The 13,060-nt window shown below is 65.7% G+C and carries 13 protein-coding genes; 6 read left to right on the top strand and 7 right to left on the bottom strand.

All coding sequences use genetic code 11. From position 1 onward, the window contains the following. Nucleotides 1–13 precede the first annotated feature (13 nt). Entirely contained in the window at nucleotides 14–1,399 is a 1,386-nt protein-coding gene (locus KVT39_RS01060) for an amino acid permease (RefSeq protein ID WP_034179575.1), read from the bottom strand. A 320-nt stretch (nucleotides 1,400–1,719) separates the two neighbouring features. On the opposite strand from KVT39_RS01060, the gene KVT39_RS01055 reads away from it, so the two are divergent. From KVT39_RS01055 to KVT39_RS01040, 4 genes are all read left to right on the top strand, one after another. Then, entirely contained in the window at nucleotides 1,720–2,193 is a 474-nt protein-coding gene (locus KVT39_RS01055) for an Lrp/AsnC family transcriptional regulator (RefSeq protein ID WP_034179576.1), read from the top strand. 209 nt (nucleotides 2,194–2,402) lie between these two features. Continuing rightward, nucleotides 2,403–2,963: a PAAR domain-containing protein gene (locus KVT39_RS01050; protein WP_217587076.1), complete on the top strand. Its 561-nt coding sequence runs from the start codon at nucleotides 2,403–2,405 to the stop codon at nucleotides 2,961–2,963. Nucleotides 2,964–2,966: 3 nt separating this feature from the next. Continuing rightward, nucleotides 2,967–3,599, top strand: a complete 633-nt coding sequence (locus KVT39_RS01045) for a type VI secretion system amidase effector protein Tae4 (protein WP_217587074.1) — start codon at nucleotides 2,967–2,969, stop codon at nucleotides 3,597–3,599. Further along, nucleotides 3,596–3,931: a hypothetical protein gene (locus tag KVT39_RS01040; protein ID WP_217587073.1), complete on the top strand. Its 336-nt coding sequence runs from the start codon at nucleotides 3,596–3,598 to the stop codon at nucleotides 3,929–3,931. The genes KVT39_RS01045 and KVT39_RS01040 overlap by 4 nt, the downstream gene beginning before the upstream one ends. A 226-nt stretch (nucleotides 3,932–4,157) precedes the next feature. Here the strand turns inward: KVT39_RS01040 and KVT39_RS01035 are convergent, their stop codons facing one another. After that, on the bottom strand, nucleotides 4,158–5,015 hold the full coding sequence (locus tag KVT39_RS01035; RefSeq protein WP_034179579.1) for an EamA family transporter: 858 nt from the start codon (nucleotides 5,013–5,015) through the stop codon (nucleotides 4,158–4,160). A gap of 403 nt (nucleotides 5,016–5,418) precedes the next feature. On the opposite strand from KVT39_RS01035, the gene KVT39_RS01030 reads away from it, so the two are divergent. Further along, nucleotides 5,419–7,092: a phospholipase C gene (locus KVT39_RS01030; RefSeq protein WP_217587071.1), complete on the top strand. Its 1,674-nt coding sequence runs from the start codon at nucleotides 5,419–5,421 to the stop codon at nucleotides 7,090–7,092. 100 nt (nucleotides 7,093–7,192) lie between these two features. Continuing rightward, the gene (locus KVT39_RS01025; protein ID WP_217587069.1) at nucleotides 7,193–8,614 is read left to right on the top strand and encodes a cytochrome-c peroxidase; all 1,422 of its coding nucleotides are present in this window, start codon (nucleotides 7,193–7,195) and stop codon (nucleotides 8,612–8,614) included. 19 nt (nucleotides 8,615–8,633) lie between these two features. On the opposite strand, the gene KVT39_RS01020 is transcribed toward KVT39_RS01025, so the two are convergent. The 5 genes from KVT39_RS01020 to KVT39_RS01000 form a co-directional block, all read right to left on the bottom strand. Beyond that, on the bottom strand, nucleotides 8,634–9,365 hold the full coding sequence (locus tag KVT39_RS01020; RefSeq protein WP_217587067.1) for a class I SAM-dependent methyltransferase: 732 nt from the start codon (nucleotides 9,363–9,365) through the stop codon (nucleotides 8,634–8,636). A 78-nt stretch (nucleotides 9,366–9,443) separates the two neighbouring features. Continuing rightward, nucleotides 9,444–10,754: an FAD-binding oxidoreductase gene (locus tag KVT39_RS01015; protein WP_217587058.1), complete on the bottom strand. Its 1,311-nt coding sequence runs from the start codon at nucleotides 10,752–10,754 to the stop codon at nucleotides 9,444–9,446. Further along, nucleotides 10,751–11,506, bottom strand: coding sequence for an amino acid ABC transporter ATP-binding protein (locus tag KVT39_RS01010; RefSeq protein WP_217587056.1), 756 nt, complete (start codon nucleotides 11,504–11,506; stop codon nucleotides 10,751–10,753). The genes KVT39_RS01015 and KVT39_RS01010 overlap by 4 nt, the downstream gene beginning before the upstream one ends. Continuing rightward, nucleotides 11,503–12,159, bottom strand: a complete 657-nt coding sequence (locus KVT39_RS01005) for an amino acid ABC transporter permease (protein ID WP_034179585.1) — start codon at nucleotides 12,157–12,159, stop codon at nucleotides 11,503–11,505. The genes KVT39_RS01010 and KVT39_RS01005 overlap by 4 nt, the downstream gene beginning before the upstream one ends. Before the next feature lie 88 nt (nucleotides 12,160–12,247). Then, nucleotides 12,248–13,024, bottom strand: a complete 777-nt coding sequence (locus tag KVT39_RS01000; protein ID WP_105389975.1) for an ABC transporter substrate-binding protein — start codon at nucleotides 13,022–13,024, stop codon at nucleotides 12,248–12,250. Between the last annotated feature and the right edge of the window lie 36 nt (nucleotides 13,025–13,060).

Raw genomic sequence — 13,060 nt, 5'->3', positions numbered from 1 at the left:
GTGGTGGCCTGCTTCAGCCTGCGGACGCGCTGTCGCGCACCGCATAGCCTGCATTCTTCTGACGGAAGCGATACCCGATCGCGAGCACCGCGAGCCATACCGGGATCAGGTACACCGACAGGCGGAGATCCGGCGTCAGGTACATCACGACGAGAATGCCGGCCATGAATGCCAGGCACAGGTAATTCGTGAAAGGATAGCCCAGACTGCGGAAGGAAGTCTTCTCCCCGGCTGCGCGCTTGGCCTGGCGGAACTTCAGGTGGATCAGGCTGATCATCGCCCAGTTGATGATCAGCGCCGACACGACGAGGCCCATCAGCACCTCGAACGCCTTGCCCGGCATGAAGTAGTTGACCAGCACGCACGCGCCGGTGGCGAGCGCCGACGCGCCGAGCGCGGCGAGCGGAATGCCGCGCTTGTTCACCGAGCACAGCACCTTCGGCGCATTGCCCTGCTGCGCGAGGCCGAACAGCATCCGGCTGTTGCAGTACACGCCGCTGTTGTAGACCGACAGCGCGGCCGTCAGCACGACGACGTTCAGCACGTTCGCGACCAGGTTGCTGCTCAGCGCATGGAAGATCAGCACGAACGGGCTGCCGCCGCTGACGACCTTCTCCCACGGATACAGCGACAGCAGCACGGCGAGCGCGCCGATGTAGAAAATCAGGATGCGGTAGATGACCTGGTTGGTCGCGCGCGGGATGCTGTGCTTCGGATCGTCGGCCTCGGCCGCCGTGATGCCGACGAGCTCGAGCCCGCCGAACGAGAACATGATCGCGGCCATCGACATCACGAGGCCCGACACGCCGTTCGGGAAGAAGCCGCCGTGCTGCCACAGGTTCCTGACGCTGGCCTCCGGCCCGGCGTTGCCGCTCGCGAGCAGCCAGCCGCCGAAGCCGATCATCCCGACGATCGCCGCGACCTTGATGATCGAGAACCAGAATTCCGTCTCGCCGTACGACTTCACGCTGGTCAGGTTGATCAGGTTGATCACGACGAAGAACACGAGCGCCGACACCCAGGTCGGCACGCCCGGCCACCAGTACTGCACGTAGATCCCGACGGCCGACAGTTCGGCCATGCTGACGAGGATGTACAGCACCCAGTAGTTCCAGCCGGACAGGAAGCCCGTGAAGTGGCCGAAATACTTGTTGGCGAAGTAGCTGAACGAACCTGCGACGGGCTCGTCGACGACCATCTCGCCGAGCTGGCGCATGATGAAGAACGCAACGATGCCGGCCACCGCATAGCCGAGCAGCACGGACGGGCCGGCCATCTTGATCGTCTGCGCGATGCCGAGGAACAGCCCCGTGCCGAGCGCGCCGCCGAGCGCAATCAGCTGGATGTGCCGGTTCTTCAGCCCGCGCTTCAGGCCGTCGCTCTCGTTTCCAGAAACCATGTCTTCTCCACTCTGTCCGCCTCCGCCTGAAGCGGTGCGGCGCGCCTCGGTGTGCCGGGCGCTGTTTTTGCTGTGCCGGCGGCCGTTCGTGGAGCCGCCGGGTTGGGGACTGCAATCTTCGCGTGGCGGCGCCCGATTCCTGTCAGCGTGCCCGCCAGACCGGCCGCCGACTTGTCGCCCACGCCGCATTGCTGCGGCCACACACGAAAATCCGGCGTCAGTTTAGCGTCGCGACGGCGAAATCGGGTTTCGTAACCCGTTCATGCAAACCCTACATTATGAGATAAGATTGCATCCAGGAGACAAATGAGGAAATAAAAATGCCTGAACCGGTTCTCGACCGCATCGATCGCCACTTGCTTTCGATCCTGCAGGAGAACGGCCGTGCGTCGAACCTCGATCTGGCGAAGGCCGTCGGCCTGTCGCCCGCGCAGACATTGCGGCGCCACCGGCGGCTGGAAGAGATCGGCGCGATCCGCCGCTACGAAACCCGGCTCTGCCCCGACACGCTCGGCTTCGGCGTCACCGCGTTCGTGCACGTGACGATGGAGCGCGGGCATATCCGCGACCTGTCCAAGTTCCAGAAACTGGTGTCCGATCTCGCGCAGATCCAGGAGTGTTTTTCGGTGACGGGCGACATCGACTATGTGCTGAAGGTCGTCGCGCACGACCTGAAGGGGCTGTCGCAGTTCCTGCTCGAAACGCTGATGCGGATTCCCGGCGTCAGTGGCGTGCATTCGAGCGTGTGCCTCGACGAGATCAAGTGCACGAGCGCGATGCCGGTTGAAGCGTGACAGCCGGCGCGCCGGCCGGTCATTCGCAGACGGGTGCCGGCGAGATCGACAGCAACTCGAGCACGTTGTTGCTCGCCTCACGTCACATCGCCGATGTTTAACGCATACGAACCGTCGGATCGATCACACGCAAATTCGAATTAGTCCCATAGACAATTTCTCCCTTGCCGGCGAATGTCTTCGATTCCTTAACGCAAAAGGAAACGGCGATGCGCAGAACGGCAGCAAGAGACAGTGACTCGACAACAACCGGCGGATTCCTCATTGCGGTCACGTCAACGATATTCGATAACGGTAAACGCGTTGCTTTGGACGGCGACGAGGCAACATGTGGCAATTGCAAAGGGGCGTTCAGGATTTTCGGCAGCGCCACGCGCATGAGTTGCCACGGTCGTAGAGTCGTTTTGAATGGCGACCCCGTGCTCTGTCCGTGTGGACAAAACAAGGTCATCGCAGGCGGCGACAGTCGAATTTTCTACGAAGCCGACAGCGGCACGTCCAGGCAAGTAGCAGCAGCCCGCGAAGCTCAGCCACCTACATCGCCAACCCGATCTGCCGCGCCTTCCGGCTACGACGAAAAGCTGGTGTGTACGACACGCAAGTCGGTACTTGTCGGATATCCGTACCACATCGAAACGGCAGATGGCCGCACGTACAACGGCCGACTCGATCCAAGCGGAGAATTGCCTCGCGTCGATACCGGCAACAAGCCCGATGAGTACACGGTTTATTGGGGCGACGAAGCCATTGAAAAACAATACGAGAGCTGACCGATGCCGAACAAGCCCACTAAGGTTCGCTCGAACGACACTAAAGGGTCCATCAAACCGGTAACGCTTCAGACGTTGTCATTTCGTGAACTTTGGAGCGCCTATCCGAAGAAGGATCCATACGATGATCCCACCGGCCAGTATGAGAACCAGTGCGCCATTCGCATGAGCGTTACGTTTCACCACATCGGAAGCGACATGAAGTCGTTTTCTCAGAAGGTGTTGAAACCGATGCCGGGGAAGAAGTCGCTAGGTCGTCTGATACTCGACGGGAACGCAACAGCGACCCGCGCCTACGAGTTGGCCGAATGGTTGAAGCTTCACCCGTTCCTCGGCCTGGGCAAGCCGGAAAACATCACGGGTCAGGATTGGCAGCGCAAGATTAATGGCCGAACCGGTATCATCTATTTTTTTGGGTACTGGCGGCAAGAAGGGGATTCTGATGACGCGTTGAGCGGCGGCCATATTGACCTATGGAACAAAGATACCCTTACGCCATCTACCGCTTCGTTCTGGCGGTTTCGCATAGGCGTGCCGAGCATGATTAACCCTCTTGATTACCTTCGGGGTCGACGCGGGAATTGGTATTCAGATCTGGCCAACTCGAAAGAAATCCTCTTCTGGGAAGTTCAATGAAACGACTGGCTGTTGCAGTTCCAGGGTTCCTATGGGGTTTGCTCATCACATGGGCGTCCCTTTATACGTTCAGCCGTATTCATTGGCCTGATCCGCCGTCGCATTCGACCGGCTGCAACGACATGGAACACTGCGCTCCACACGCAGTATTCATCGTCGGCCTGTTCGCCCTGACCTTGTGGCCTTCGGTCGTCTTTGCCGCACTCAATGCCTTCGCTTACCGACGTTGGTCATCGCGCAAGTGGGGCATCGCGTTCATTGCAACTACGCTATTTGTCGTGCTCTTTCATCTTGCGACCTACGCGACACCCGTGCCAGGTCTTTTCGGCTAAATCGGCCTACCGAAGCGGCCCGATGGGGTTTGTGCGCCGCCTCGCTTCCCTCTACAGATCTCTCCGAATACGGTTTGATTTGTTGCGTCAGCAACGATTTGATATATAGCGCTCGTGTGCGCGGGTCTTGCGGGCCAATCCATAGATGTTCGCGACAGCGATTCGACGCGATTTCCAGTGTCGAACTGGCGTTCACAACATACGCATTGCGCATCCCGGGGCGCCTTCAGCGCACCGCCTCGAACGCACTGATCAGCAACGCCCCCGCCGCAATCACCGCACACCCCATAGCACGGCGCGGCGTCAGCCGCTCGCCGAGATACACGCGAGCGATCAGCGCGGCGAACACCACGCTGGTTTCGCGCAGCGCCGACACCGGGCCCATCGGCGCGCGATCCATCGCCCAGATCACGATGCCGTATGCGAGCGCCGCGAACACGCCGCCGCATGCAGCCTTCGCCGTCTCGCCGACATCCTGCGTCAGCCGCAGCGGACCCGCGCGCAGCCGGTAGTACGCGGCCATCATCATGCCCGTCAACACGAACATCCACGCGGTATAGCCGACCGTGCTGCCGCTTTCCCGCACGCCGATCCCGTCGACCACGCTATAGGCCGCGATCGACACGCCGGTCGCAAACGCGGTCGGCAGCACCTGCGTCATCCGGTGCTTCGCGCCACGCCCGCCCTCCAGCCCGATCGCCAGGATGCCCGCGCAGATCAGCACGAGCCCGCCTTGCGCGCCGGCGTTCAGGTGCTCGCCCGCGAACGCCGCCGCGCCGAGCGTGACGAGCAGCGGCGCGGTGCCGCGCGCAACCGGGTAGGCGACGGTCAGGTCGCCGTGCTCGTAGGCGCGCACCAGCAGCAGCGTATAGACCACATGGATCACGGCCGATGCGACGACACAGAGCCAGCCCATGAGCGTGATCGGCGCGGCGGCAGGCAGGAACAGCAGCGCGAACAGCCCGATCGCGATCTGCAGCACCGTGGCCGACCGCAGCCGGTCGCCGCTGCTGCGGACGAGCGCATTCCATGACGCATGCAGGAATGCCGCACACAGAACGGCAAACAGAACGGGGATCGGCACGATGAATTCTCGGTAACGGTCGGCAACATGAAATCGTCGTCGCGGGGCATCCATCGTATGAATACGTCACACGATTGTCAAAAATGCGGTATCCACGGCATTAGGCGCGAACCGGCCGACCGCGCCCTTTCGCCCGCCCCATGCGGCCTGCGCGGCAGGCGGCCCCGTGCGCCGCGAAATGTGTCTTCGTGGTTGAGCGCGGTCTGCCCCTTTCCGTTCTCTTTCGCACCGCGTTGCGCCGTAATGGAATCGATACCGCAGCGCAACCGTCGCGAAACCGCTCCGTCCCCATATCTTCATACGCGACTGTTCCAATGCGCGTGCTCTCTCGCGAGCTCCGCGCCGAACCGACACGACGACGGGGCCGCTCTCCACCATCGAAGGCCTTACCTGGAGTTTCCCGATGTTCCGTCAAGCCTTGCTCGTCACCGCCTGCGCAGCCGCAGCGCTTGCGCTGTTCGCCTGCGGCGGCAGCGACGATCCGACGTCGACGCCCGCGGTGTCGTCGCAGGATGCGCTGCAGACCGCCACGCCGATCAAGCACGTCGTCGTGATCTACGGCGAAAACATCTCGTTTGACCACTACTTCGGCACCTACCCGAACGCGACGAACCCGTCGGGCGAACCGGCGTTCACCGCGAAGGCCGGCACGCCGACGCCCAACGGGCTGACGGGCACGCTGCTCACTGCGAACCCGAACTTCACGAACACGGCCAACGGCACCGATGCGGCGAACCCGTTCCGCCTCGACCGCACGCAGGCCGCGACCGCCGACCAGAACCACGCGTACACAGCCGAACAGCTGGCCGAGGACAACGGCCTCGCCGACCTGTTCCCGAAATACACCGGCAAGGGCTCGTCCGGCGGCGCCGGCGCGTTCGGCACGAAGGGCCAGGTGATGGGCTACTTCGACGGCAACACCGTGACCGCGCTGTGGAACTACGCGCAGCGCTTCGCGATGAGCGACAACGCATACACGACGGTCTACGGCCCGTCGACGCCGGGCGCGCTGAACGTCGTGTCGGGGCAGACCAACGGGATGCAGATCGTCAAGACATCGAAGCAGCCCTCGACGCTCGCAGCCACCTCGTACTACATCAACGACGGCCAGGGCGGCTTCACGATGATCAACGACGTCGACCCCGGCTTCGACGTGTGCTCGAGCACGACCGACCAGGCGATGATGACCGGCAAGAACATCGGCGACCTGCTGAACGGCGCGAAGATCACGTGGGGCGGCTTCATGGGCGGCTTCAACCTGTCGACGACCAACGGCAACGGCACGACGGGCTGCAGCCGCAGCACGATCGCCACCGCCGTGAACGCCGCGACGGCCGACTACATCCCGCACCACAACTGGTTCCAGTACTACGCGTCGACGTCGAACCCGCAGCACACGCGCCCGAGCTCGATCGCGGCGATCGGTTCGAGCGTCCAGACCGACGGCAAGACGGCGGAACCCGCGAACCACCAGTACGACAGCGACGACTTCTTCGCGGCCGTGAAAGCCGGCAACTTCCCGTCGGTCAGCTTCCTGAAGGCGCCGGCCGCGCAGGATGCGCACGCGGGCTATTCGGATCCGCTCGACGAGCAGGCGTTCGTGACGAAGGTCGTCAACTTCCTGCAGCAGCAGCCGGACTGGCAGAACACGGCCGTGATCGTCACCTATGACGACTCGGACGGCTGGTACGACCACGTGTACACGGCGCCGACCCGTTCGTCGTCCGACGCCGTCGACCAGGTCAACGGCAACGGCAAGTGCGGCACGGGCGGCACCACCGGCGTGAACGGCGGCACCGTGAACGGCCGCTGCGGCCCGGGCGTGCGCATTCCGCTGATCGTGATCTCGCCATACGCGAAGCAGAACTACGTCGACCACACGATGATCGACCAGGCATCGGTCGTGCGCTTCATCGAGGACAACTGGCTCGGCGGCCAGCGCATCGGCGGCGGTTCGTTCGATGCGACGGCGGGCGACCTGCGCGGGCTGTTCGACTTCACGTCGAAACCGAACACGACGCCGCTGTACCTCGATCCGACGCTCGGCACGGCATTGAGCGCGGCGCCGTCGATCTGACCGGCATCCATTGACCGCAGGCCGGCGCATCACGCGCCGGCCGTTTCCATTTAACGCGCCGCTTCGTGCGGTGCCCGATTTACGACCGACAACCGACAGCATGACAGCTCGCCCCGCGCTCCCGTCTCCCGACGCCTCCGGCACCCCCGCGCCGCGTTCCCCCTCCCGCCTGCTGCGCCGCGCGGCGTTCGTGCTCGGCGCGGCCGTGCTCGGCTATGGCGCGTTCGCGGTCGCGTTCCCCGCGCGGGTACCCGCGGCGATCGGCACCGTCGTCGCCGGCTGGACGGGCGCGAATCCGCATCCGGTGGTGCTGCAGCGGCCCGCCGTGCAGCCGCTGTCGGCGGTCGCGCAGCTCGGGCGGGCGCTGTTCGTCGATCCGTCGCTGTCCGCGTCGGGCAAGCAGTCGTGCGCGTCGTGTCACAGCCCCGATCATGCGTACGGGCCGCCGAATGCGCTCGACGTGCAGCCGGGCGGCCTCGCGATGACGCAGCACGGGTATCGCCCGCCGCCGTCGCTGATGTATCTGTACCGCCAGCCGAACTTCAGCATCGGCCCCGATGCCGGTGAAAACGACGCCGCACCGAGTGTCGCGCAGCAGGCCGCGGCGGCGGCCGGCGTCGTCAAGGCGCAGAAGGTGGCCGGCGCGTCGGCCGCGCCGCAGCTCGTGCCGCAGGGCGGGATGTTCTGGGACGGCCGCGCCGATACGCTGCAGCAGCAGGCGTTCGGCCCGCTGCTGAATCCGGTCGAGATGGCGAATGCGAGCATCGACGACGTCGCGCACAAGCTCGCGCAGTCGTCGCACCGCGCGCAGTTCGAGCAGCTGTTCGGGGTGCGTGTGTTCGACAGCCCGCAGCTCGCGGTGTCGGAAGCGATGTTCGCGATCGCGCGGTATCAGGTCGAGGATCCGTCGTTCCATCCGTACAACAGCAAGTACGACCGCTGGCTCGAAGGCCGCGCGCGCCTGTCGCAGGCCGAGCTGCGCGGGCTGCGCCTGTTCAACGATCCGGACAAGGCGAATTGCGCGGGCTGCCACCTGTCGAAGCCCGGCAAGGACGGGCTGCCGCCGATGTTTACCGACTACCAGTACGAGGCGCTCGGCGCGCCGCGCAACCAGCAGCTTGCGCAGAACCGCAACGCGGCGTTCTACGATCTCGGCGTGTGCGGGCCGTTCCGCGACGACCTGAAGGACCAGACGCAGTATTGCGGGATGTTCCTCACGCCGACGCTGCGCAACTCGGCGACGCGCCAGGTGTTCTTCCACAACGGCGTATTCCACACGCTCGACCAGGTGATGGCGTTCTACAACGAGCGCAGCATCTCGCCGCAGAAGTTTTATTCGCGCGGCGCGGACGGCAAGGTCGACGAGTACGACGACATCCCGCCGAAGTACCGCGCGAACGTCGACGTGACCGATGCGCCGTTCGATCGCAAGCCGGGCGACAAACCCGCGATGACGGCGCAGGATATCAAGGATATCGAAGCGTTCCTCGGCACGCTGAACGACCAGCCGGTGCGGCATTGAGCGCCGCTTGACCGCCGCGTCAGCGGCGCGCGCGGATGCAAAGGAAGGCCGGCGCCAGCGACAGCTCCGCATGGAGCCGTTCGGACGCGGCCTTCATCTCCGGCAGCGGCTTGGGTTCGACGAACCGGTCGAGCCGCCAGCCGCTGTCGGCCACCGCGTTCAGGATGTCGGCGAGCGGCCGCCGCCAGGCCTCGACATACGGTTTCGGTTCGCCGAAGCCCGACCAGTGAAAGCCGAAGCGGGACGTGTCGAAATACGTGCCCTCGCCGCGCGTGCGTTCGTCCATCCAGTCGCGCATCGGATGCGCCATCGAGAACACGAGCGTCGCTCCCGGCCGCGCGACGCGCCGGAATTCGCGCAGCGGCGCTTCGAGGTCGCGCACGTAGTCGAACGCCAGCGAACACAGCACCTTGTCGAAACGGCCGTCGGGCAGCCAGTCAAGCGGCACCGACAGATCGCCTTCCGTCACCTCGACCGCAAGACCTGCGCAACGCGTGCGGGCAAGCGCGACCATCTCCGGCGTCACGTCGAATGCATGCACGGTCGCGCCGTGGCGAGCGAGGTGCTCGCTGCAGATGCCGGGCCCGCAGCCGGCGTCGAGCACCGTCAGGCCGTCGACGTCGCCGAGCAGCGCCATCGTCGCAGGACGCTCGTACAGCGCGTTGTGCGCCTTGGTCGGCGCGATGTCCGAATAGCGTTGCGCGAAGCTCGCGTACGCGCGGCGGCCGGGGGAATCGTTCGGATCGGTCATGCGGCATCCGTCGGCGGAAACTGGAAGTGTCGATTCTGCCCGATCGGACGCCAGATGGCGACCCGCGTCCGCGCCCCGTCAGGAAAGGCTGTCGAGCAGCCGATACCAGGCCACCCCGGCCGCGATGTAGAAGCGCTGCAGCCGGTGAAACGGAATCGGCCGGATCGGCGTGGCCCGGAACGGCAGCGGCAGTTGCGCATCGCCGGACAGGTGCGCGGCCAGATGCTTGCCGAGCGTCGTCGCCATCGCGATGCCGCGGCCGTTGTAGCCGAGCGCGATCGTCACGCCCGGCGCGGGCTCGTGCACGTGCGGCATGAAATCCGCGGTGATCGCGACGCGCCCAGCCCAGCGGTATTCGAACCGGACGCCCTTCAGTTGCGGATACAGCAGCGTCGTCGCGCGCTCCAGATGGCGCCAGTCGCTCGTCGCGCGCGGTTCCGCGAACGGGCCGCGGCCGCCCATCAGCAGGCGGCCGGCCGAGTCGCGGCGGAAATACAGCAGCAGGCGCCGCGCATCCGATGCGACCTCGCCGCCGGCGAGAATGTCGCGACCGAGATCCGGCGCGAGCGGCTGCGTCGCGACGATGAAACTGTTCGCGGCGATCACCGACTGGCGCAAGCCGGGCCACAGCCCGTCCGTGTAGCCGTTGGTCGCGATTACGACGCGATCCGCCGACAGCGTCGCACCGCCGGCCGTCGCGATCCGCCAGCGGCCGTCGGCACGCGTCAGCCCGACGGCGCGCGTCAGCCCGTGCACGACCGCCCCGCTCGCCTGCGCAGCGCGCACGAGGCCGCGCGTATAGCTGAGCGGCTGCACGCTGCCTGCGCGGCGATCGATCCAGCCGCCCGCGTAGGCGTGCGTGCCGAGCCGCCGAGCGACGTCGTCGCGGCCGAGCACTTCGACCGGTGCGCCGCGCGCGGCCCACTGCTGCGCACGGCGCGCGACCGTATCGAGCATCGCGGCGGTCGGCGCCGGCTGGATCCAGCCGTGGCGACGCGCATCGCAGTCGATCGCGTGCCGCGCGATCAGGTCGAACACCGTGTCGGCCGCGCCGCCGACCACGCCGGCAAGCTGCTCGCCGGCCTCGTCGCCGAACCGGCGGATCAGTTCGTCGGGATCGTATTTCAACCCGGGGATCACTTGCCCGCCGTTGCGGCCCGACGCACCCCAGCCCGGCTGCGCGCCGTCGATCACGCGCACGTTCGCACCGCGTTCGGCCAGGTGGAGCGCGGTCGACAGACCCGTGAAGCCGGCACCGACGATCGCCACGTCGCACGACGCGGACGCATCGAGCGCGGGGGTGTCAGGCGCCGGCGCGGCCGTCGCCGCCCACAGCGAATCCGGCCACCGGGAGTCGGGCCATGCGGGTGCCGGTTTCCTTTCGCTCATGTTCGATCCGGGTTGGCGGCGCCGTCCGACGCCAGCAGGCGGCGCAGGAATTCCTGCGTGCGCGGATGCGTCGGCTGCGTGAGCACGTCGCGTGCTGGCCCGCTTTCGCAGATGGTGCCGTCGTGCAGGAAGCACACGCGATCGGCCACCTCGCGCGCGAACCCCATCTCGTGCGTGACGACCACCATGGTCATTCCGTCGCGCGCGAGCCCGCGCATCACGCCGAGCACTTCGCCGACGAGTTCGGGGTCGAGCGCCGACGTCGGCTCGTCGAACAGGATCGCCTGCGGCTCCATCGCCAGCGCGCGTGCGATCGCGACGCGCTGCTGCTGGCCGCCCGACAGCTCGGACGGGTACGCATTCATCCGGTGCGCGAGCCCGACCTTGTCGAGCAGCGCGCGGGCCTGCTCGCGCGCCTGCGCGGCCGGCATCCGCCGCACGTGCACGGGGCCTTCCATCACGTTCTCGAGCGCGGTGCGGTGCGCGAACAGGTTGAAGCGCTGGAACACCATGCCGACCCGCATCCGCAGCTCATGGATACGCGTCGAATGCGCATCGACCTTCACGCCGTCGATCGTGATCGAGCCTTCGTCGTAGGTCTCGAAGCCGTTGATACAGCGCAGCACGGTCGATTTGCCCGAGCCGGACGGCCCGATCAGGCACACGACCTCGCCCTGCCGCACGTCGAGACTCACGCCCTTCAGCACCGCGTGCTGCTGGAAGCGCTTGTGTATCGAATCGATCCGGATCATGCGCCTCTCCTCAGCGCGAGCCGCTTGCCGAGCCGGTTCACGCCGAACATCAGCGGCAGGCCGAGCGCGAGATACAGCAGCGCGACGAGCGTATAGACGCTCATGTTCTGGAATGTCGACGACGCGATCAACTGGCCGGCCCGCGTGATCTCCGCGACCGTGATCGTCGACGCGACCGATGAATCCTTCAGCAGCATCACGAGCGTGTTGCCGTATGGCGGCAGCGCGATGCGGAACGCCTGCGGCAACACCACGCGCCGCATGATCATCGGCCCGCGCATGCCGATCGCGTGCGCGGCCTCGATCTGGCCGCGGTCGATCGCCTCGATGCCGGCGCGGAAGTTTTCCGCCTGGTAGGCCGAGTACGCGATGCCCAGGCCGAGCACGCCGGCCTGGAACGCCGACAGTTGCACGCCGAGATCGGGCAGCACGAAGTACATGTAGAACAGCTGCACGATGATCGGCAGCCCGCGGATCACGTTGACGATCGTGCTGCCGGCCGTCGACACGGCGCGATTGCGCGACACCTTCATCAACGCGAGGATCAGCCCGAGCACCGAGCTGAGCACGAACGCGCATGCCGTGATCTCGATCGTGACCACCGCCCCCTTCAACAGGATCGGCAGGAAATCGATCGCATTCTGAAAAAACATGAGGTCTCCTATGCGATGGCCGGGCGGCACGCCGCAGCGGGTGCCCGCGAGACGCGGGCGATACCGGCGTGGAACCGGGGGCGGGCGCTCAGCTCATGTGCCACTTCTGCAGGATCTGCTGCAGCGTGCCGTCGCCCTTCATCTTGCGGATCGCGCCGTTGAGCTGCTCGAGCGTCGCGGTATCGCCCTTGCGCACGATGAAGCAGACCTGCCCCTTCACGACGCTCTGGTATTCGGGCACGAGCCGCACCTGTCGGTTGACGCCGTGTTCGATCTGGTACGCGACGATCGGCTGGTCGGCGAAGCCGGCCTTGATGCGCCCGAGCGCGACGTCGCGCATGATGTCGGCGATCGAATCGTAGGTTCGGACTTCCTTGAAGATGCCCTTCTTGTTGAGCGCGTCGACGAACGCCGTGCCGACCTGCGCGCCGACCACCTGCCCCTTGAAATCGTCCATCGACGTATAGCGGCCCGGGTCGTCCGCCTTCACGATCAGGCCTTCGCCGAACGAATAGACCGTGTCGGAGAAATCGACGACCTGCTGGCGCGCCGGCGTCTTCAGCATCGCGGCCGAGATGATGTCGATCTTCTGCGTGGTGAGCGACGGGATGAGCGCCGAGAACACGGTCTGCTGCACGTCGACGCGAAAACCGGCCGATTTCCCGGCCGCGGTGATCGCGTCGACCATCATCCCCTGGATCGAATTGCTCTTGACGTCGAGAAACGTGAACGGCACGCCGGTGGCCGTCGCGCCGACCTTCAGCGTCGGCTCGGCCGCGACGGCGCCCGCCGATGCCGCGGAAATGGCGATACAGGTGGCGAAACCGGCGGCCAGTGCGCCGAACTGCTTGATGAACGAAACCATGATGTCCCCTTCTCGAATAATCCGGTGCGCCGCCAG

The sequence above is a fragment of the Burkholderia sp. GbtcB21 genome (assembly GCF_019091065.1).
Classification (GTDB): Bacteria; Pseudomonadota; Gammaproteobacteria; order Burkholderiales; family Burkholderiaceae; genus Burkholderia; species Burkholderia pyrrocinia_C.
Note: the sequence above shows the minus strand (reverse complement) of the source record. Positions and strands in the feature narration are given on the sequence as shown.